Below are 21,233 nucleotides of genomic sequence, written 5' to 3' on the forward strand. Positions count from 1 at the left end.
GGAAGGAGCCGTGTCCGAAGGGGTCGGAGCACGGCAGAGGATGCGCCGGAGCGACCGGGATGGTGATCCGGTCGTCCCGCCGCGGGACGCGTCAGCGCCGACGCTCCGAGTGGGACGGGAAGCTGATCACGACCTGCATGTTGACGTGGACAACCATCGACCGGTCGCGGAGCCGGTGTCAAGTGCCGGTCTCGAGCGGATCCGGTCCGAGCCCCGCCGGGCGAGGGTGATCCGTCCACGCGGATCCCCGTGCTCGCAGGGAGAGAGCGCTCACACCCGCCGTCGCTGCGGCATCGCCCGGGAATCCGCCATTGTTACCGTTAACAAAAGTCGGTACGGTGTCACCTGAAGTGGGCAAGCGCGTCCTCGCGCCTCGCGTCCCACTCCGACCGGTTCGAAGGCGAACCTGAGAGGAACGTCGATGATGACGACAGCACCACCCTCCCGCCGCACCCTCCCGCCGCAGGCCCACGCCCGGCCCCGATGACTGTCGGCCCGGCCGACACCTTCAACGCGGTGACCGCGGTCGGCGCCCGCAGCGCGCGACGTCTCGTCCTCGCACCCACGTCGACCTCCGCCTCCCGATCACGGGTCGCCAGGCCCGCGTCCCGGGCCGCCTTCCGGCGATTCCCTCCCCGCCAGACGGACGCCGGACTCACCACTCCGCCGGCCGATCGCGCGGGCTCCGTCCTCCCCCTCCGACCCCTCACCTGAAGGACCCCCCATGTCACGAACCCCCCGGCAGGAGCGCACCCGGCGCTCACGCCTCCCCCGAGCGGGCGCCGCGCTGACGCTCGCCATCGCCTGCCTCGGCGGCGTCCTCGGACCGATCGGCGCCGCCGGCGCCGCAGAGACCGTCCCCGCTCCCGCGCTGCAGTACTCGTTCGACGGCATCGGCGCGACGCTCGCCAATGGAGCCGTCGTCGCCGACTCCGCTCCGGGCAACCACCCCGGCACCCTGATCAACTCCGGCGCGACCAGCGTCGCGGGTCCCTCCGGCGCCTCCACCGACCGCGCTCTCTCGCTCCCGGGCGGATCGAGCACGTCGGCCGCGCCGCACGTCCGGATCGCCCCGGGCCTGATCCCCGCCGGCACGCAGGACGTCACGATGTCCGCCTGGCTGCGCTGGAGCGGTGCTCCGGACTGCACCTGGCCCTTCACGCTCGGCTCCAGCGTCGACTCCCACGTCCTCTCCACCACGAAGTGCGGACCGGCCGGCTTCGGCGCGATCAAGAGCGGCTCCGAGGTGCGGGCCGCAGGCAACACTCCGGTCGCCGCGAACCGCTGGGTGCACATGGCGGTCGTCGTCAAGGGCGGCCAGTCGGTCTCGACCTACTTCGACGGAGCTCTCGTCGGCCAGGGCAGCACGACCTTCACCGCCGCGTCCGCGATCGGAACGTCCACGTTCTCCGGCTTCCTCGGCAAGTCGTTCTACGGCGCGGACGCCTACTGGGCCGGTGCCATCGACGACATGCAGGTCTGGACCTCCGCGCTCACCGCCGGCCAGGTGCAGCAGAGCGCCGCATCCGTGCACTCGGTTCTCGCGAACCAGGACGCCGCCGTCTCGCTCGGCGACACCTCGAACGTGACCTCGAACCTCGCACTCCCCACGACCGGTGCCAACGGCTCCACGATCACCTGGACGTCGAGCGCCCCCGGCGTCGTCAGCACCAGCGGCGTCGTCACCCGGCCCGCCGCGGGCAGCCCGGACGCCACCGTCACGCTGACCCCGACCGCCGTCCACGGCGGAATCACCGTCGTCGGCCGTGCGACCACCGTCTTCGTCCCGGCGTACGCCGCCGGTGACAGCGCCGAGGCCGAGCTCGCCCGGGCCGTCGCCGACGGCATCAGCAACGATCCCGCTCTCGCCGGACCGGTGCGCGGCAGCCTGAACCTGCCCTCGACCGGAGCCGACGTCGCCGCCACCGCCGCGCGCGCGAACAGCTCCAGCGCCGTGGTCAGCTGGACCTCGTCGAACGAGGCCGTCATCACCTCCGCCGACAAGGGCACCGCGCCGAACGTCGTCGCGAAGGGCTCGCTCACGCGTCCGTCCGCCGACACCACCGTCACCCTCACCGCGACGGTCACCGTCGCCGGCACCACGCCCCTCGTGCGGACCCTCACGCGCACCGTTCCGGCCGCGGCTCCCGTGGCCGCGAGCGACCTCGACGCGTACCTGTTCGCGTACTTCACCGGCGACAGCATCGAAGGCGAGAAGATCCGCTTCGCGACCTCCGACGGCAACGACTCGCTCACGTGGAAGACCCTGAACGACGCCCAGCCGATCCTCACCTCCACCATGGGCACGAAGGGGCTGCGCGACCCGTTCGTCTTCCGCTCGAAGGAGGGCGACCGCTTCTTCCTGATGGCCACCGACCTCTCCGTCGGCACCACCGGCTTCGGCGGATCGACCAACCGCGGCAGCCGCTACCTCGAGATCTGGGAGTCCACGGACCTCGTCAACTGGGGCCAGCAGCGCCACGTCGAGGTCAACCTGCCCAACGCGGGCATGACCTGGGCACCGGAGGCCACCTACGACCCCACCATCGACGCCTACGTCGTCTACTGGACCTCGGCCCTCTTCACCGACAGCACGCGCAACGTCGAGGACGGCAACGGACCGCAGATCCTCACGTCCACCACGCGCGACTTCCGCGACTTCACCACCCCCGAGGTCTGGTTCAAGGCCGCTGACGTCCCCTCGCTCAACAAGAGCAACGGACTGATCGACGCCACGATGCTCAAGGACGGCGACACCTACTACCGCTTCACGAAGGCGACCCAGACCAGCGGCTGCCCCTCGCCCGACATCATCGGACAGAAGTCGACGAACCTCCGCGCCACCACCGCCTCCGGAGCGTGGAGCCTCATCGACACCTGCATCGGCCGCACCGCCGGAACGCCGGAGGTCGAGGGTCCCGAGATCTTCAAGACCAACGAGGGCGACCGGGCGGGGTACAAGTACTTCCTCTGGACCGACAACTACGGCGGACGCGGCTACATCCCGCTCGGCACGAACTCGCTCGAGGGCGACATCCAGTGGACGATCCCCAGCAGCTTCTCGCTGCCGACGTCGCCCCGCCACGGATCCGTCGTCTCCATCACCGCGAAGGAGCGCGACGGGCTCGCCGCGAAGTGGAACCCGTCGCTCCTTGTGACCTCGATCGACGCCGTGGCGCGGACCGTGCAGGCCGGATCGACCACCGTCGACCTGCCCGCCACGGTGGGCGCGACGTTCAAGGACGGCCACCGTGAGACGGTCGCCGTGACGTGGGCGACCGCCGATCTCAGCTCGCTGAAGAAGGCGGGCGACACCGTGCAGGTGCGCGGACAGCTCGCCAACTCGGCAGCGACGCCGGCCATCGCCACCATCACCGCCACGGCTCCTCCCGGACCGTCGCTGACGGCCTCGGCCGCGAGCCGCTGCGTCGCCGGCAAGGTGACGGTCACCGCGACCGGCACCAACACGAGCGGCTCCACGGTCGAGATGACCGTCGGCTCGCAGTGGGGGAGCAGGACCTTCGCCGGGGTCGCTCCCGGCAAGTCCGTGTCCGCCGCCTTCACCACCCGGGCCACCTCGGTCACCGCGGGCGAGGTGAGCGTCGCCTCGAAGGACGCGAACGGCACCAGGACGGCCACCGCGCCGTACTCGGCGCTCACCTGCCGCTAGGCCGGTGACAGGGGAGGGGCGGCGTCCAGCCGCCCCTCCCCTGACCTCCTCCGTTCCGGGGCCTCCGGCCACCGGAGCAGGGGAGCATGGACCCTGGGTCCGTGCTCCCCGCATCCACCTCTCCCACGGAAGTAGACGAACAATGCGGTTCCGACGCACGACGGCCCTCCTGGTCGCCGCGAGCCTGACAGCGGGAGGGGCTGCGCTCGGCGCAGCACCCGCACAGGCCGCGGTGCCCAGCCCGGTCCTCTCCTACGACTTCTCCTCGTCCGCCGCCGTCGGCTCCGCCGTGGGCGCGGGCACGACCCTGACCGACTCCGCTGCCGGCCGCTCCGCCACCGTGCGCGGGACCGGAGCGACGACCGTCGCCGGTCCGCGCGGCGGCACCGACCGCGCACTCCGCCTCCCCGGCGGCGCCGCAGGCAGCTCCGCCGCCTACGCCGAGATCGCGCCGGGACTGACCACGGCGGCCACCACCGACGTGACCATGTCGGCCTGGCTGCGCTGGGAGGGGAACCAGAACTGCAGCTGGGCGTACGCGCTCGGGCAGTCGACCGAGCGGTACCTCTTCACCACGCCCCAGTGCGGAAGCAGCCTGATCGGTGCCGTGAAGAACGGCTCGGAGCAGCGCGCGGCCGACTCCGGTCCCGCCGCCACCGGCCGCTGGAGCCACGTCGCCGTGGTCCTGCGCAGCGGCGTCAGCGTCTCGACCTACGTCGACGGCCGGCTCGCCCAGACCACCCCGACCTCCGCGACCGGAGCGGCGACTGTCGGCACCTCCGCCTTCTCCGGCCTCCTCGGCAAGTCGTTCTACGGCCCCGACCCTCTCTTCGCCGGGGCGATGGACGACGTGCACGTCTACTCCTCCGCACTGACCCAGGACCAGGTGCGCGAGGACGCGGCTCCGGCCGCTGCCGCGATCGCTGCATCGGACGCCGCCGCGGCGACCATCGCCGTGACCGGACCCGTCACCAGCGACCTCTCCCTCCCGACCCGCGGCGCGGGCGGCTCCGTCCTCACCTGGGCGAGCAGCGACCCCGCGGTGATCGGCACCGACGGCTCCGTGCGCCGCCCGGCACCCGGCTCGGCGAACGCCACCGTGACCCTGACCCCGACCGCGACGTTCGCCGGATCCGCCGCCACCGGCACCGCGCGAACCGTCACCGTCGCCGCCGACACCGAGGCCGACGCCACGGCGCGCCTGCGCACCGCCCTCGTCGTCCCGCCGACCGTCGCCTCCGGAACCGCTCTTCCCACGGTCGCCGGCTACACCGTGTCGTGGAGCGCGGACGGTGCCGGCCTGTCCGGCAGCCGCCTCGTGAACGACTCGGCGACCGACCGGGCACTCGCGCTCACCGCCTCCGTGAAGGTCGGCGCCACCACGCTGACGAAGACCTTCCGCACCACCGTCCTCAGCGCCTCCACGGCGAAGACCGTGGTGTCGTACACCCGGACGCCGACCGGCGAGGACAAGGCGAACCAGGACACGATCGCCCGCGGCCTCCACCTGGCACTCGGCTCGTCCGTCGCCGACGCGGCACCGCTCTCGGGCAACTCGGGAGTCCTCTTCGCCGACGGGGTCTTCCTCGGGACCGACAAGGCCGACAACCGCGGCCTCGCGAACCCCTCGCTGTTCACCTTCGCCGACGGCACCGTCGGCGTGATCGCCACCCGCGTCCTGCAGTCGGGCGCGTCCGACGGCACCGGGGCCTCGAGCGCTCTGGTCTTCAAGGCCACGGACGCCACCGCGTCCGACTTCACCGAGCTCGGCCTCATCGACCTCGGCACCACCGGCGGCGTCGTCGCGCCGAAGGCCGTCTTTGACACGGACCAGAACCGCTACCTCGTCTCCTGGACGGACTCCTCCGGGGCTGCGAAGTACACGACCGTCACTGACCTCGCCCGCACCGAGCTCCGCGCGCAGGCGTTCTGGCCGAAGGACGGCGGCCGTCGCAGCGTCGTCGTGACCGACGGGAACCGCGGTGCGGTCCTCGGAGGAAGCCCCGCCACCGTCGCCGCTCCCGACCTCTCCGGAGTCCCGGGCCGCGTCGCCGACGCTCTGCCGGGCGGCGCGCTGACGGTTTCCGGCTCCGTCGCCGACTCGCTCGTGAAGAGGTTCGGCCGCACGGTCAACACCGGATCCTCGGTCGCACCGCAGACGATCGATCAGGGCGACACCTCCGCCCTGTCCGGAGTGAAGGCGCAGCTCTCCTACAACGACGGCTCGACCGGCAGCCTCGGCATCGACTGGAACCAGCAGCAGCTCGCCGACCTCGCCGCGAAGGGCCCGGGAACGTACGACCTCTCCGGGACCGTCCGCCAGCGGCAGTACAACGAGCCGTTCGCCTACAACCGCGCGGATCCGACGATCTACCGCTACGAGCGCAACGGGAAGACGCAGTACCTCTTCACCGCCACGGACGACACGAACAACAACAACGTCGCCTCGCAGCACCTGCCGATCCGGGTCGCCGACAGCATCGACCAGCTCAGCGACGACAACGGCGGACGAGCCCGTGAGGTGGACCTCCTCAACCGCACCACGCGGATGGACCGCACCGCCGAGGGCAAGGTGATCGCGGGCTGCTACTGGGCCCCCGAGATCCACGAGATCGGCGGCAAGCTCTCCATCCTGTTCGCCCCGTGCTTCAACCCGGACAACGACCAGTCGAACCAGAACGGTCAGTGGTTCACGGTGCAGGCGCACATCATGCAGCTGCGCGACGGAGGGGACCCCGCGAACCCCTCCGACTGGAGCGCGCCGCGCGCCGTCGTGAAGAGCGATGGGAGCGCCCTCGGACGCCCCGGCACGGGACGCAACATCAGCCTCGACATGACCTACTTCGAGTCCGGTGGAACTGCGTACTACGCCTGGTCCCAGCGCTACGTCGACAACGGAGTGAGCGACCCGGCGACCTGGATCGCCAAGGTCGATCCCGCGAACCCCACCCGCGTCATCGGCGAGCCGACCCCGATCATCGTGCCCTCGCTGACGTTCGAGGACCACCTGTCCGAGGGAGCGTTCGCGATCCAGCGCGACGGGAGGATCACGCTCGTCTACTCCAGCAGCGGCGTCAGCCCGAAGTACATCGTGGGCGGCGCCTGGGCGAAGGAGGGCAGTGACCTGACCGACATCGCGAGCTGGACCAAGTACGACGCCCCGCTCCTGCAGAGCGTCCCCCTGCCCGACGGCGTCCTCGACTACCGCACCTACGAGCAGGGTCCCGGCCACGGAGCCGTCACCCAGGACGAGGACGGCAACGACGTGTACGTCTACCACACCTGGGGCAACGGAGTCGGGGGTGACGGCCGCGACACCCGTCTCGCCCGCATCCACTACGCCGCCGACGGCCGGCCGGTCTTCGATCTGACGCCGACGGAGGAGGTCGCACCCGCGAACCGGACTGTGACCGCGAAGGTCACCGTCACGTCGCCGCTGACCGTGACCGCCACGGCGTCGACCCGCTGCGTCAGCGGGAAGGTCGTCCTGACCACTGTGGTCAAGAACGACAGCCGCTCGATCATGGACATCACGACCGTCACCGCCTTCGGCTCGAAGACCGTGACCGGAGTCGCTCCGGGATCGTCCGCGTCGAGCGCCGTCACCACCCGAGCGGTCTCGATCCCCGCGGGGTCGGTGGCCGCGACAGGAAAGGCCGTCGTCGACGGGAAGACGGTCAGCACGCAGACGAGCGTCGACTACCCGGCGCGCAGCTGCCGCTGAGACGGTGAGGGAGCGGGCGCCACGATCGCCCGCTCCCTCGTCGCCCCGCCCCCGACCGGCACTGCGCCGCCCTGCAGTGCCGCCACCTCAGAAGGACGACCGACGAGATGCACCACAGAGTGAGAACCGGGACGGTCCCGTCCATCGGGCCCGTGCTGACGAAGGTCGCGCAGTCGCACACCCTCACCGAGGAGAAGGACGACGGAGCGGCCGGCAGCGCAGCTGCGGTCGGAGGACACGACCTCCTGCTGATCAACGGCAACGCCCTCCCTCTCTCCTGAGCCCCCCTGCGCCGTTCGGACGGGTCCTCGACCCTGATCGCCCGACGATCCCGCCGCGGCGGCATCACCACCGGCTGCGGACCGGGGCGGCGATCGGGCCGTATCCTGCTGTCCGGACCGATCGCTGATGTGCGAACCTCTCCTGAGCGGACTCCCGGATGCGGGCCGACCGTGACCGGTCCGGCCCGTTCCTCTCGTTGCAGCAGGAGACCGCCGTTCCCCAGGAGACACCCGTGATGCGCCTCGATCGATTCCTCGTGTCCCTGGCACGCTCTGCGCGGTGCACGAACCGCTGCGGAGCCTGCGGGCTCGACTGCAGCATCGACGTCTTCATCCTGATCGCGCTCGCGACCGGAGAGAACCGCGACGAGACCCGCCTGCGAGCAGTCCTCGACCTCCGCTCCGGCGACCGTGTCGAGGTCCTCGAGGTGCGCAAGCGGCTCCTCCGGCTCTCCCGCCGGGGCCTGGTGCTCCTGGAGAGAGGCAGGAGGACCGCACTGCAGCGCATCGAGCGCTTCTCGATCACGCGCGACGGCCGGGCCTTCCTGGCGTCCCACGCGAGAGCGCTGGACCTCCTCGCCGAGGAGATCCACGTCGCGCTGCTGTCCCGCTGACGAGCGGAGTGCCAGTGCGGGCGCACGCGGGACGTCTCCTGGTCGGCCGTCGTCGGACCGGTCGTGTCGGTGACGCTCCAGGTGGAGCGACTTCGACACGTGCGTCGCCTCCGACCGCGTCCCGAGCGCTCCGGGGCAGCACGAGGCATCGCCGACCGTCATGGGCGCCGCGCTCGCGACCGTGCTGCCGCGGCGCGAGGCGGTGGCGGCGCTCCTCAAGGACGCCGTCGCTGCTGCATCCTCAGCAGTGTGAGGCGGGCGGGGGACCCGCCTCGCGCCGGAAAGTGCCCTTCGTGCATCACCCCGGGCTGGAGAGCTGGATGATCTCGGAGATCACCGCGGCTCGAGTGTCGTCCGGTATCCGATCGCCTCCGAGGGAGTGGTGTGACCACAGGCCGTCAGCCGCAAGGCAGGCGATGAACTGGCGGAGAGCGATCGGATCGGTCGCGGTCTCCTCTGCGGAGGGCGTCCACCTTCGGCGCACCTCCGCTACCGGCGCTCGGAGAGCGGTGTCGCTGCCCGTGGCCTGGAGGAGTCCGATCTGCATGTGCGTCGACGGCGTCAGGGCGACGGCGACGTAGGCACTCACGCGCTCCGTCAAGGTGGCCTCGTCCGCGGTCTTCCCCGCGACGTCGATCAGCTGGGCTTCCCAGCCGGCCGCGACGTGCTCCTGGAGAGCATGGGCGATATCGGCTCGATCGCGGAAGTGGTACATCATTCCACCGCGTGTCAGCCCAGCCTCTTCGGCAGTCGCTTCGAGCGTGACGCGAACAGAACCTTCCCTCGCCGCAACACGGACCGCTGCGTCGAGGATCCGAGTCCGGTTGTTGGGTCGCGTCGCGCGAGGAGACGTCCGAGGAGAAGGCAGGACCTCCTCACCGCTGGGCGGGTTCGGTTCCATGTCGTGATCGATTCCGCCGCTCCCTCGGTCCGAGTGAGCGGCTAGGGATGGCGGGTGCTGAGGCGCCCGGAGGGTGTCGACGCGTCACCGCACGAGCGGGTGCGACAGCGTCGGCCGCCAGTCTGGCATCCTCTCCTGCCGACGTCGGAAGGTGAGGCTCGACCCCCTCGGTGTCGAGCCGTCCTGACGACGGACTGCAGCCGGAGGGACGGCTGTCACGGTCGACGAATCAGAAAGCAACTGTACATTCATGATTGTACAGTTGTGGTACGGTAACGGCCTGCCCAGCTTCGGAGCTGCGGGCGGTCAGATGCACTGCCGGTGCGGGATCCGAGGCTGAAAACCTCCAGCGACTTCATTCCTCAGAAGCCTGGAGGTTTCTTCATGTCCAGAATCGCGGACAAGCCGAGTGCCCGCTGGTGGGCGCTCGCCGTTCTCGCCATGACCCAGCTCGTCGTCGTCCTCGACACGATGATCGTCACCATCGCCCTGCCTCAGGCCCAACTGGATCTCGGGATGAGCGACAGCCTGCGCCAGTGGGTCGTCACCGCCTACGCCCTCGCTTTCGGAGCACTTCTCCTTCTGGGCGGTCGGATCGCCGATTACTGGGGCCGCAAGCGCACCTTCATGGTCGGAATGATCGGCTTCGGAGCGGCCTCGCTCTGGGCCGGACTGTCGCAGAGCGGCATGGAACTCGTCATCGCTCGCGGCGTCCAGGGCGCCTTCGCGGCACTGCTCGCCCCCGCCGCACTCGCCATGCTCACCGTGACGTTCGCCCACGGCAAGGAGCGCAATCTCGCCTTCGCCGTCTTCGGCACGGTCGCCGGATCCGGAGCCGCAATCGGCCTGATCCTGGGCGGCGTGCTCACCGAATTCACCGACTGGCGCTGGTGCCTCTTCGTCAACCTCATCTTCGTCGCCTTCGGCCTCGTCGGCGGGGCTCTCGTGCTTCGCGAGAGCAAGGCGGAAGGAGACAACCGCTACGACGTCTGGGGAACCGTCACCGTGACCCTGGGACTGGGCGCGATCGTCTACGGGTTCACCCGAGCCGAGCACGGATGGGGCGCGATCGACACCGTCGCCTTCCTCGCACTCGGCATCGTCCTGCTGACCGTCTTCGTGCTCATCGAACGCAAGGTCGACCAGCCGTTGCTGCCCCTGCGCGTCATCCTGCGTCGTGTGCGAGGCGGCGCGATCCTGATCCAGGCCGCCAATGGCGCCGTGATGATCGGGGCCATCCTCTATCTCGCGTTCTACTTCCAGATCGTGCTCGGAATGGGACCGCTGATGGCAGGACTCGCGAACCTCGCCATGACCGTCGCGATCATGGCGTTCTCGCCCGTCACCACGAAGATCCTCAACACGTTCGGCCCCCGACCCCTGATGATCGTCGGGCCGCTCGTCTCGGCAGCAGGGCTCTTCCTGCTCCTCGGCATCACCCCGGACGGAAACTACTTCCTCCAGGTCCTGCCCGCCCTGGTCGTGCTCGGAATCGGACTCTCCATGCTCTTCGTGCCCGTCCAGAACCTCGCCCTTCTCGGGGTCGAGAACGAGGACGCCGGAGTGGCCTCCGCCGTCGTCAACTCCGTCTTCCACATCGGCGGGTCCATCGGTCTCGCGGTGTTCACCGTGTTCTACGCGAGCACCGCGGACTCCGCCATCGCGTCCGGAACGGCCGAGCTCACCGCATTCACCGACGGCTACAAGGCCGTGTTCCTGGCCGCAGCAGTGACCATGGTCGCGGCCTCTCTCACCGGATTCCTCCTCATCCGAGGGAAGAAGGAAGACCTGAACCCCGCCTGGGACGAGGCGGAGGCCGCCCTCGTCCACTGAGACGATGCCGAAGGGGCGGGCCGGTTCGTGCAGCAGCGGCAGACCGGCTCGCCTCTTCCCGTCCGACTCACGACACCCCGTACGTCGCCGACCGACGACCTCCCCTCGATGGGGAGTCGTTCGTGGATCGCAACGGTCCGGTCGTCCGACGCGGCCGCGTCATCCGGTGGGTCTTCTCCCGCGATGCCGGCTGCACCGCCGAGATCATCGAGGGTCGCGACCCGGTCGCCCGGCACATCACCGCAGACCGGAACGACGACGCCCGGCCGCCCTCAGGTGAGAGGCAGCCGGGCGTCGTCGGTCGGAGGACCCGGTCAGGTCAGCCGCAGCGAAGCGCCGGGTAGGCGGCGCTCACGGGAGCGGAGGCGCTGCCGACGGTGGCGACCCCCTGGACGGTGCCGGCGGCGACCGAGGCGGCCCGCGTGGTCACGGCCAGCGAGGCGGTCCGGCCCGCATCGATCTGCTGCGTCTTCGCGCCCCACAGGGTGTTCCAGCGGAGGTCAGCGGTCGACGCGGCCTTGTTGACAGTGGTCAGCGTGACCACCACCTTGCCCGCGACGCAGCGAGCCGCTGCAGTGGCGGTGACGGGCACAGCCGGCGCCTTCACGGTGATCGTCGCCGTGACGGTGCGGTTGGCCGAGGCCACCTCCTGCTCCTTCGAGAGCGAGAGGTCGAGCCGGCCGCTCGCGCGGATGTTCACGCCCTTGAACCAGGTGTTGCGGTCCGAATCGAACAGGCCGCCCGCGTTCTGCGGATCGGTCGCCGTGTGCGGGTCCGGGTAGGGGCGGGCGTGGTAGGCGAGGAGCAGGTTGCCCGACTCGTCCTCGACGAACGAGTTGTGCCCGGTGCCGGCCTGCTGGCGCGAGAAGTACTGCGTCTCGTCCGCGCCGAGGCGGCCCAGGTAGGTGTCCTCGGTGTCCAGCACGGGGAACGCGGTCTGCGTCCACGTCGCGGGGTTGAGGAGGTCGGCACTCGCGTCGGCCGTGAGCAGGCCGAGCGAGTAGTACTTGTCGACCGTTCCGCCCGAGTAGGTGAGGTACATGCGTCCTCCCTTGGACACGATGAACGGCGCCTCGACGACGCCCTGGTCGTTGCCCTCGGTGGTGTCGGACGGGGTCGGCGAGCGCTTGCCCGACTCCCACGGCTGGCTCTCGCCGTAGATGCGGGTGACCGCACCGGTCACCAGCGGGACGGTGCCCTTGGGCCCCATCGTCGCCTTGGCGAGGGAGAGCGTGTTGCCGTTGGGCAGGACCCAGTAGCCCTGGGTGGCGCCGTTCTCCTGGCGGTCGATGTAGCTGACGTCGAAGGCCGCGCCCTCGAGGACGACCGGCTCGCCCCACTTCGTCTGGTCGAGGAATCCGCCCTCGGCGATCGAGGCGTCGGTCCCGGTGTAGGGGATCAGGACGGTGTTGTCGCACCAGCCGCCCACAGGCGCGTAGCCCTTGTTCATGCCGGCGACGATCCACCAGGTGCCGTTGATCTTGTGGAACTCCTGCGCCCAGATGTATCCGCCCCAGCCGTAGAAGGTGTTCGGGTACTGGCTCTGGCGACCGGGCGTGCCGGCGTCGGGGTCGATCACGATCTGCTCGGGAGCGGAGTCGAGACCGGCGATGGTCTTCGAGCGCTTGAGGCCGATCTTGCGGTAGCTGGAGCTCTCCTCGATCGGGCCGAGCGAGTCCTGACCGTAGTGCGAGCCCGTGAGGTAGTAGTAGCCGTCGTCCTCGTTGAAGAAGACGTGCGGATCCGCGCGGGCCTCGTTGACCATCGCCTCGGGGTCCTGCTGGACGGAGCCGGTGACCCGGTAGGTCCCGGGACGCGAGGTGTCGACGGCGGTGGTCAGATCGTCCTGCCAGTCGACGTTGAGCGACTTGGTCGAGCCGTCGTTGTACTCCATCACGGCCTGCCCCGGGAGCGCTGCGGCGATCGCAGCGGATCCGGCGCCGGAGTCGACGGAGCCGCTGAGCGACTTCACACCGGTGTTCTTCAGGTCGACGTACTCGCGGTAGAACGTGCTGAACTCGGTCGAGGTCAGCGCCGTCTCGCCGGCCTGGCCCTGGGTGAACCCGGCGGGGAGACCCGAGCCCTGGACACCGGGGACGCGGGCGTCGGCGCGGGTGGTCGCTCCGGGAGCGGTGCCGGAGGCGAGGTCCGTGAACAGCGTCACGCGGCCCTCGGTGGTGAGCAGATCGGTCCAGAACAGCTTGTAGACGCCGAGGGCGGAGTCGAAGACGATCCGCGGGTCGGTCACGACCGAGCCCGGCGCGACCCGGAGGACGCGCTGGTCGCGGAACGTGCGGCCGTCGGCGGAGCTCCAGAGGTAGACGGAGTCCGTGGCGTTGTTCTGCGACGAGACCGCGCCGAGCGAGCCGTCCTTCGAGCGGAACAGCAGCGGCGAGCCCATCTGGGCGTTCGGGCGCTGCGCCTGATCGCCGTCCTTGAGGACGGAGAGGATCGACTGCGAGCGGTTCAGCGGCTCCCAGGTGGTCGCGCCGGCGGGCAGTGCGGCCGTGAAGAGCGAGTCCGCGCGGCGGTCGTCGTTGTACGCCAGCGGGTCGTCCTTCACTCCGTTCGTCGTGGTGACGGTCTTGACGGAGGTGGCGATGCGCCCGCCGGGCACGGCGAGGGTGCTGTCCCACGCGTAGGTCTGCCCGGCGACGGCTGCCTGGAGGCGGACGGCGACGGGAGCGGTGAGGCCCGAGAGGTTCACGGCGCCGGTGGAGGAGACGCGCGCGGCGCCGGCGCCGGAGGCGGTCCACGTCACGGTGTTCCCGAGGACCTGCGCGGGCAGGTCGCCGAGCACGGTCGTGGGGACGTCGAGGGCGGCGCGCAGGTCGGTCGCCACGGTGCTGCTCGTCGCGCCCAGCTCGGCCCCGGTCAGGGCGCGGTCGTAGACGCGCAGATTGTCGAGGAGTCCGGTGAAGTACTCCCCGCCGCCCCAGTTGGCCTTGCCGATCTGCAGGACTCCACCGGTCGATCCGAGGACCGTCGCGAGCGAGGGGCCGGCCGTCGTGACGGCGACGGGCTTCGCGTCGACGTAGAGGCGGGCGGTGCCGGCGCTCAGCACGAGATCGACGTGCTTCCACTCCGTGCTGCTCGGGCCGGTGAGGTTGCCCGAGGAGTCGCGGGCGCCGCTGTTGGCGTACCGCTCGACGGTGATGCCGTTCGTCCTGTCGAGGACGCCGACGTACTTCTCCTGGGCGTAGTCCTGGGTCGCGGCCGAGCGAGCGGCGAAGACCGACCAGCCGACGTTGTCCGCGGCGGCGGGCTTGGAGTCGTACGACAGAGTGACGGAGTCGCGACCCTTCAGCAGCGGCTGCCCGTCGGTCGCAGTGAGGTCGAGCCAGAACGAGGACGACAGCGAGACGGCGCTGCCCTGCCCGGTGCGGCCGGCGACGAGGGTCGGCGTGCCCTTCACGGCGGCGCGGGTCGACCTGTCGGTGAAGGCGCCTCCGCTCGGGGCGGTGTCGAAGGTGAAGTCCGCGAGCAGGCTCTGCGCGGGAGTGGTCGCCGCTGTCGCGGCGACGGCGACCGGCACGGCGGCGCCGGCGGCGAGGGCGATCGTCGCGGATGCGGCGAGGGTGGCGGCGAGCAGGCGCGAGGGCCTGCCTCCGCCCGGGGGTCGTGACGTCATCGTCGACGTGTCCTCTCGGGTTCTGCAGCGAACCGGTGGGCGGACGGGGGATCCCGCCTGCGGTGTGGTCATCGCACGGTACCGGCGATTGTTCACGGTAACAAGGGAGCGTGACCATCGGTTGCGAAACTCCCACACCCGTCGGACATCCGGGCGAGCAGAACGCCGAAGCGGGAGGGCCGGCAGCCTCTCCGCCGGCCTCTCCGCCGGCCCCGCCCGGTCAGTGCCCGCGCGCGATCCACTCCTCGCGGTGCGGCGCCTCCGCCCCGATCGTCGTCGAGTCGCCGTGGCCGGTCCGGACCACCGTCTCGGCGGGCAGCGTCAGCAGGCGCTCCGTGATCGAGTCGATGATCGTCGGGAAGTCGCTGTACGAGCGGCCGGTGGCCCCCGGCCCGCCCTGGAAGAGGGTGTCGCCGGTGAACACCGTGCCGAGCGCCTCGGCGACGAAGCAGACGGCGCCGGGGGTGTGGCCCGGGGTGTGCCGCACCTCGAGCTCGACGCCGGCGACGGGCACGATCCGCCCGTCGACCAGGGCGCCGCTCGGGGCCGTACCGGGGTGCACGGCGTCCCACAGCATCCGGTCGGCCTCGTGGAGCAGCACCGGGGCGCCGGTCGCAGCGCGGACTCCCTCGACCGCGTCGAGGTGGTCGTCGTGCCCGTGGGTCAGCAGCACGGCGAGGAGCCGGCGCTCGCCGACGGCCGCGAGGATCGCGTCCACGTCGTGGGCGGCGTCGATGACGACGCACTCGGAGTCGTCGCCGACGATCCAGACGTTGTTGTCGACGTCCCAGGTGCCGCCGTCGAGGCTGAAGGTGCCGCTCGTGACGAGCTGCTCGATCCGCGCGCCCATCAGAGCACCACCACCGAGCGGAGCACGTCGCCGCCGGCCATCGTGGCGAAGGCCTCCTCGATGTCCTCGATCCCGATCCGCTCGCTCACGAACTCGTCCAGGGGCAGTCGGCCCTGGAGGTAGAGGCCGGTCAGCATCGGGAAGTCCCTCTCCGGCAGGCAGTCGCCGTACCAGCTCGACTTCAGCGAGCCGCCGCGGCCGAAGACGTCGAGCAGGGGGATCTCGAGCGTCATCTCGGGAGTCGGCACCCCGACCAGCACCACGGTCCCGGCGAGGTCGCGGGCGTAGAACGCCTGGCGCCAGGTCTCGGGGCGGCCCACGGCGTCGATGACGACGTCCGCTCCGAAGCCGTTCGTCAGAGCCTGCACCGCCGCGACGACGCCCGCCTCGTCGAGGCCGCTGGAGTCGATGACGTGCGTGGCGCCGAGCCTCTCGGCCGCGACCAGCTTCTTGGGGTCCCGGTCGATCGCGATGACCGTGCCGGCGCCCGCGAGAGCGGCGCCGACCACGGCGGCCGTGCCGACTCCTCCGCAGCCGATGACCGCGACGGAGTCGCCGCGCGTCACGTTCCCGGTGTTCATCGCCGCGCCGAGGCCCGCCATGATCCCGCAGCCGAGCAGGCCCACCGCGGCGGGGTCCGCCTCCGGATCGACCTTCGTGCACTGCTTGGCGTGCACGAGGGTCCTCTCGGCGAAGGCGCCGATCCCGAGGGCGGGGCTGAGCTCGGTGCCGTCCTCCAGGGTCATCCGCTGCGTCGCGTTGAAGGTGTCGAAGCAGTACCAGGGCTCGGCCCGGGTGCAGGCCCGGCACTCGCCGCAGACCGCGCGCCAGTTGAGGACCACGAAGTCGCCGACCGCGACGTGGGTGACTCCCTCTCCGATCGCGCTGACCCGCCCGGCCGCCTCGTGACCGAGGAGGAAGGGGAAGTCGTCGCTGATCCCGCCCTCGCGGTAGTGGAAGTCGGTGTGGCAGACACCGCAGGTCTCGATGTCGACCACGGCCTCGCCCGGGCCCGGGTCGGGGACGACGATGTCGACGAGCTCCACGGGAGCGCCCTTCGACCGGGCGATGACGCCGCGCACAGTGGTGGGCATGGGGGCTCCTTCGACGGGGGCGTGCAGGTCCGCTCCACAGTAACGACCGCGGGAGGCGGGTGCGCCGGGTGGACGCGGGCGCTCCCGCCCTCTCCGGTGCCGGACCGCCCGCCTCGCGGACCGCGACCCTGACAGTCGGTAGGGTGCGGGCCATGCGCACTCTGTACCCCGAGATCGAGCCCCACGACTCCGGCATGCTCGACGTCGGCGACGGCCACTCGCTCTACTGGGAGGTCTCGGGCAACCCCGAGGGCAAGCCCGTCGTGTTCCTGCACGGCGGCCCCGGAGCCGGCACCTCGCCCGCCCACCGCCGGCTGTTCGACCCCGAGAAGTACCGCATCGTGCTGTTCGACCAGCGGATGTGCGGCCGCTCCACCCCGCACGCCGGCGAGCCGGAGGCCGACCTCTCGACCAACACCACCTGGTACCTGGTCGCCGACATCGAGCGCCTCCGCGAGCACCTCGGCGTCGAGCGCTGGCTCGTGCTCGGCGGCTCCTGGGGCTCGACCCTCGCCCTCGCCTACGCCGAGACCCACCCCGAGCGGGTCAGCGAGATCGTCCTCCGCGGGATCTTCACCCTCCGCCGCGCCGAGCTCGAGTGGTTCTACGAGGGCGGCGCCGCCGCGGTCTACCCGGACCTCTGGGAGGGCTACACCTCCGTCGTCCCGGCCGACGAGCGGGGCAGCCTCATCGAGGCGTACTACCGCCTGCTCCACGACGCGGACCCCGCCGTGCACGGCCCCGCCGGCGTCGCCTGGACCACCTGGGAGGCGTCGACCATCACCCTCCTGCAGAAGCCGGAGCTGATCGCGGACTGGTCCGATCCCGTCTTCGCGCTCGCCTTCGCCCGCATCGAGAACCACTTCTTCGTGCACAGGGGCTGGTTGGAGGAGGGGCAGCTGATCCGCGACGCCGGCGTCCTTCGCGACATCCCGGCCGTCATCGTGCAGGGCCGCTACGACATGTGCACCCCGGCCTTCACGGCCTGGGACCTGCACCGGGCCTGGCCCGAGGCCGACTTCCGGATGATCGCCGACGCGGGCCACGCCTTCGACGAGCCGGGGATCCTCGACGCGCTGATCGAGGCGACGGACCGCTTCGCGTCCTGACGGGCGGGGCGGTCCGCGCCTCGCGGCCGGGATGCCCGGGCGCCCGTGCCTGAGCGTCCCGCGCCCGGTGCCGTCGTGTCCCGGGAGCGGGTCTACCCTAATCAGATGCGCGCGGACGACGCCTCCGGGATGGAGGACTGGCCCACCGGCCGGCTGCTCTCCACCGCCTCCCGGATGGTCGAGCACGCCTGGCACGGCGCCCTCGCCGAGATCGGCCTCACCCACGCCGGCCTGATCGTGCTGCACCTCCTGCAGGCGGGTCCCGTCGCGCAGAAGGAGCTGGCCGCCGCGGCCCACGTCGAGGTGCAGACCATGTCGCGCACCATCGAGCGCCTCGAGCGCGAGGGCCACGTCTCGCGCACCACGGATCCGTCGGACCGCCGCCGGCAGCTCGTCGCGCTCACCGACGCGGGCGGCGAAGCCTGGCGCCGGGCGCACCGCCTCGAGGTCGACATGTTCCCGGGCTCGCTCGAGCACGGCCCCCTGCGCGAGGCGCTGCTCGAGATCATCCGCTCGGCCAGCGAGTCGCGCTGGGGCTGACCGCAAGCCCGAGCGGAGCCCGTCCGCGGAGCGCTAGCTTCGTCGGCATGACCTTCAACGACGACTCCCAGCTCAGCGGCGGCAAGGTCCGCCGCCGCGGCCGCACCACGGGCATCGCCGTCGGCGGGGGCGCGGTGGGCGTGGTCGTGCTCGCGCTGCTCTCGCAGCTGCTCGGCGTGAACCTCTCGGGCCTCGGCGAGGTGTTCGGCGGAGGCGGGTCCTCGCCGGAGGGCGTCACCTCCACCGCGGTGGCCTGCGACAGCGGCGCCGACGCGAACACGCAGGTCGACTGCCGCCTCGAGGGTGCGGCCGAGTCGCTCGACCGCTACTGGGGCGAGCAGACGCCGACCCTCGGAGTCGCCTACACGACCCCGACCGGCGTCGACCTGTTCGAGGACAGCACCACCACCGGCTGCGGGAGCGCGACCGCCGCGGTCGGCCCGTTCTACTGCCCGCCGGACCGGACGATCTACCTCGACACCGACTTCTTCGACGAGCTGCGCACCCGGTTCGACACCTCGGGCGGATCGCTCGCGCAGATGTACATCCTCGCCCACGAGTGGGGCCACCACATCCAGAACCTGACCGGCGCGATGGAGTCGGCGGACCGCTCCGGCACCGGCCCCGAGTCGGACTCGGTGCGCCTCGAGCTGCAGGCCGACTGCTTCGCCGGCGCCTGGGTGGGCGACGCCTCGACGGTGCCCGACGAGACCGGCACGCCCTACCTCAAGCCGGTGACGGCGCAGGAGTACCAGGACGCGCTCGGCGCCGCGGCCGCCGTCGGCGACGACCGCATCCAGGAGCAGGCCACCGGCACCGTCGATCCGGAGGGGTGGACGCACGGCTCGGCCGAGCAGCGCCAGCGCTGGTTCCAGGCCGGCTTCGAGGGCGACGCCATCGACTGCGACACCTTCTCGGCCGCGCAGCTCTGACCGGGCGCCGCTGAGCGCTCCTCGCCGCTCGATGAGGACCCGCGCGGGTCAGGACACGGAGTCGGCCGGCTCCTCCATGTACCACTCGGTGAACGAGCGCGCCCGCCCGTCGGGGGCGAAGCGGATGACCCAGAGGTTCAGGTAGGTGCGGTCGCCCGGATAGACGGTGCGCGCCTCCACCACGGCGGTCTCCTCCGTCAGCGCGACCAGGCCCCACGCGAAGGTCGGGTCGGCGGGCTCCTCCTCCGCCAGCCACCACTCCACGATCGCGTCGCGCGGAGTGATCGCGTCGCGGTGCGGCGCCGTGAAGTACTCGGCGTCCTCGGTGAACAATGCGGCCACATCGGCCGCGTCGTCCGTGGCCCAGGCCTTCTCGTAGCGGGCGATCCAGCTCTCGATGTCGATCATCCGCCCATCCTCGTCCTGCCCGACGCGCGCGGGAAGGAGGAGGAGGGAACAAAGCGGCGGCCCGCGCTGTTGAGCCCCGAGCCGGTCGAAAGCAGAGCCGAGCGATACGATCCCGCCGACGACGGCCCGCCCGCCGCCGCGGTCCGGGTGCGCGTCCGCCGCCGACACGAAGGACATCCGTGCCCGACTCCGACAGACGCTCCCTGACCCGCTCGCCGGACCCGCGCCTCATCACCGCCGTCCTCGCCTTCGCGGGGATGAGCGCCTCCTTCATGCAGACGCTGGTCGTCCCGATCCAGTCCGAGCTGCCGACGCTGCTCGGCGCCGACCGCACCGAGACCGCGTGGGTGATCACCGCGACGCTGCTCAGCGCCTGCATCCTCACCCCGGTCTCCGGCCGCCTCGGCGACCTCTACGGCAAGCGGCGGATGGCCGTGGCCGCGCTGGTCGTGCTCGTGATCGGCTCGATCGTGTGCGCCTTCGCGGGGGACGTGTGGACGCTGGTCGTGGGCCGGGCCCTCCAGGGCGCGGTGATGGGCGTCATCCCGCTCGGCATCTCGATCCTCCGCGACACCCTCCACCGCGACCGGCTCCCCGGTGCGATCGCCCTGGTCAGCGCGACCCTCGGCATCGGCGGCGCGCTCGGCCTGCCGCTCAGCGCCCTCATCGCGCAGAACACCGACTGGCACGTCCTGTTCTGGATGTCCGCGGGCCTCGGTGTCCTCGACATCGTCCTCGTCCTCCTGGTCGTGCCGGTGTCGACGCTGCGCTCGCCGGGCACCTTCGACGTGGTCGGCACGATCGGCCTCGCCCTCGGACTGAGCGGCGTGCTGATCGCCGTCTCGCGCGGCAACGACTCCGGCTGGACCAGTCCCGCGATCCTGGGCTCCGGCCTCGGCGGCATCGCCGTCCTGCTCCTCTGGGGCTGGTACGAGCTGCGGCAGGAGAGCCCGCTCGTCGACCTCCGGGTGGCCGCCCGCCCCGCCGTGCTCTTCACCAACCTCGCCTCGGTGGCGGTCGGCTTCGCGTTCTTCGGCGCCCAGATCACGCTGCCGCAGCGCCTCGAGCTGCCGGCCGCGTCGGGCGTCGGCTTCGGCCTGAGCCTGATCGTGGCGAGCCTTGTGCTCGCGCCCTCGGGCCTGGCGATGATGGCGACGTCCCCGCTCGCCGCCCGCCTCTCGGCGCAGTCCGGGCCGCGGCTCGTGCTGATCGCCGGCTCCGGGCTGATCGCGGTCTCGTACCTGCTGATCCTCCCGTTCGGCGGCGAGGTGTGGCAGATCCTGGTGATCAACGCCCTCATCGGCGTCGGCCTGGGCCTCGCCTACGCCGCGATGCCGACGCTCATCATGCACGCCGTCCCCGCCTCGGAGACCGCCGCCGCGAACGGGCTGAACTCGCTGATGCGCACCCTCGGCACGACGCTCTCCTCCGCCGTGACCGCGGGCGTGCTCGCGCAGCTGACCGTGTCCGTCGGCGACGTGCAGCTGCCGAGCTCGCAGGGCTTCGAGACCACGTTCGTGATCGGCGCGATCGGAGCGCTGGTCGCCGTCGCCCTCGGCCTGCTCATCCCGCGGGCGCCCCGCCCGGAGGCGCGACCCGCTCTGCCCTGACCGGACCGCGCGTCGTCGGCCGCGAGTGCTCCTCGC

Annotated in this window: 14 protein-coding genes; 9 read left to right on the forward strand and 5 right to left on the reverse strand. The window is 71.4% G+C overall.

The window, feature by feature from the left end; translation table 11 throughout:
* Positions 1 to 724: 724 nt before the first annotated feature.
* From C5C74_RS03010 to C5C74_RS03020, 4 genes are all read left to right on the forward strand, one after another.
* Entirely contained in the window at positions 725 to 3,670 is a 2,946-nt protein-coding gene (locus C5C74_RS03010; RefSeq protein ID WP_104226028.1) for an immunoglobulin-like domain-containing protein, read from the forward strand.
* A gap of 142 nt (positions 3,671 to 3,812) precedes the next feature.
* On the forward strand, positions 3,813 to 7,394 hold the full coding sequence (locus tag C5C74_RS03015; RefSeq protein WP_104350958.1) for a family 43 glycosylhydrolase: 3,582 nt from the start codon (positions 3,813 to 3,815) through the stop codon (positions 7,392 to 7,394).
* A 107-nt stretch (positions 7,395 to 7,501) separates the two neighbouring features.
* Positions 7,502 to 7,675, forward strand: a complete 174-nt coding sequence (locus C5C74_RS17260; protein WP_181127357.1) for a hypothetical protein — start codon at positions 7,502 to 7,504, stop codon at positions 7,673 to 7,675.
* Between the two features lie 233 nt (positions 7,676 to 7,908).
* Positions 7,909 to 8,289 (forward strand): hypothetical protein, encoded by a 381-nt coding sequence (locus C5C74_RS03020; protein ID WP_104249689.1) that lies wholly within the window; start codon positions 7,909 to 7,911, stop codon positions 8,287 to 8,289.
* A 298-nt stretch (positions 8,290 to 8,587) separates the two neighbouring features.
* Here the strand turns inward: C5C74_RS03020 and C5C74_RS03025 are convergent, their stop codons facing one another.
* Entirely contained in the window at positions 8,588 to 9,190 is a 603-nt protein-coding gene (locus C5C74_RS03025; RefSeq protein WP_104350959.1) for a TetR/AcrR family transcriptional regulator, read from the reverse strand.
* A gap of 384 nt (positions 9,191 to 9,574) precedes the next feature.
* On the opposite strand from C5C74_RS03025, the gene C5C74_RS03030 reads away from it, so the two are divergent.
* Positions 9,575 to 11,023 carry an MFS transporter gene (locus C5C74_RS03030; RefSeq protein WP_104350960.1) on the forward strand — a complete coding sequence of 483 codons (1,449 nt, stop codon included), beginning with the start codon at positions 9,575 to 9,577 and terminating at the stop codon, positions 11,021 to 11,023.
* Between the two features lie 319 nt (positions 11,024 to 11,342).
* On the opposite strand, the gene C5C74_RS03035 is transcribed toward C5C74_RS03030, so the two are convergent.
* The 3 genes from C5C74_RS03035 to C5C74_RS03045 all read right to left on the reverse strand — a co-directional run bounded on the left by C5C74_RS03035 (position 11,343) and on the right by C5C74_RS03045 (position 16,598).
* Complete coding sequence (locus C5C74_RS03035) at positions 11,343 to 14,654, reverse strand: family 43 glycosylhydrolase (RefSeq protein ID WP_104261158.1); 3,312 nt, start codon at positions 14,652 to 14,654, stop codon at positions 11,343 to 11,345.
* 220 nt (positions 14,655 to 14,874) lie between these two features.
* Entirely contained in the window at positions 14,875 to 15,504 is a 630-nt protein-coding gene (locus tag C5C74_RS03040) for an MBL fold metallo-hydrolase (protein ID WP_104350961.1), read from the reverse strand.
* The gene (locus C5C74_RS03045) at positions 15,504 to 16,598 is read right to left on the reverse strand and encodes an S-(hydroxymethyl)mycothiol dehydrogenase (RefSeq protein ID WP_104350962.1); all 1,095 of its coding nucleotides are present in this window, start codon (positions 16,596 to 16,598) and stop codon (positions 15,504 to 15,506) included. Before C5C74_RS03045 ends, C5C74_RS03040 begins: the two co-directional genes overlap by 1 nt.
* Positions 16,599 to 16,750: 152 nt before the next feature.
* On the opposite strand from C5C74_RS03045, the gene pip reads away from it, so the two are divergent.
* The 3 genes from pip (at position 16,751) to C5C74_RS03060 (ending at position 19,179) form a co-directional block, all read left to right on the forward strand.
* Positions 16,751 to 17,707, forward strand: a complete 957-nt coding sequence (pip, locus tag C5C74_RS03050; protein WP_104338399.1) for a prolyl aminopeptidase — start codon at positions 16,751 to 16,753, stop codon at positions 17,705 to 17,707.
* A 105-nt stretch (positions 17,708 to 17,812) separates the two neighbouring features.
* Positions 17,813 to 18,247 carry a MarR family winged helix-turn-helix transcriptional regulator gene (locus C5C74_RS03055; protein ID WP_104224399.1) on the forward strand — a complete coding sequence of 145 codons (435 nt, stop codon included), beginning with the start codon at positions 17,813 to 17,815 and terminating at the stop codon, positions 18,245 to 18,247.
* Positions 18,248 to 18,294: 47 nt separating this feature from the next.
* Positions 18,295 to 19,179 carry a neutral zinc metallopeptidase gene (locus C5C74_RS03060; protein ID WP_104350963.1) on the forward strand — a complete coding sequence of 295 codons (885 nt, stop codon included), beginning with the start codon at positions 18,295 to 18,297 and terminating at the stop codon, positions 19,177 to 19,179.
* Positions 19,180 to 19,227: 48 nt separating this feature from the next.
* Here the strand turns inward: C5C74_RS03060 and C5C74_RS03065 are convergent, their stop codons facing one another.
* A complete protein-coding gene (locus C5C74_RS03065; protein ID WP_104247847.1) occupies positions 19,228 to 19,587 on the reverse strand; it encodes a nuclear transport factor 2 family protein in 360 nt (119 codons plus the stop codon).
* A gap of 179 nt (positions 19,588 to 19,766) precedes the next feature.
* On the opposite strand from C5C74_RS03065, the gene C5C74_RS03070 reads away from it, so the two are divergent.
* Entirely contained in the window at positions 19,767 to 21,197 is a 1,431-nt protein-coding gene (locus C5C74_RS03070) for an MFS transporter (RefSeq protein ID WP_244230520.1), read from the forward strand.
* The last annotated feature ends 36 nt before the right edge of the window (positions 21,198 to 21,233 follow it).

The sequence above is a fragment of the Rathayibacter sp. AY1E8 genome (assembly GCF_002931415.1).
Taxonomy (GTDB): Bacteria; Actinomycetota; Actinomycetes; order Actinomycetales; family Microbacteriaceae; genus Rathayibacter.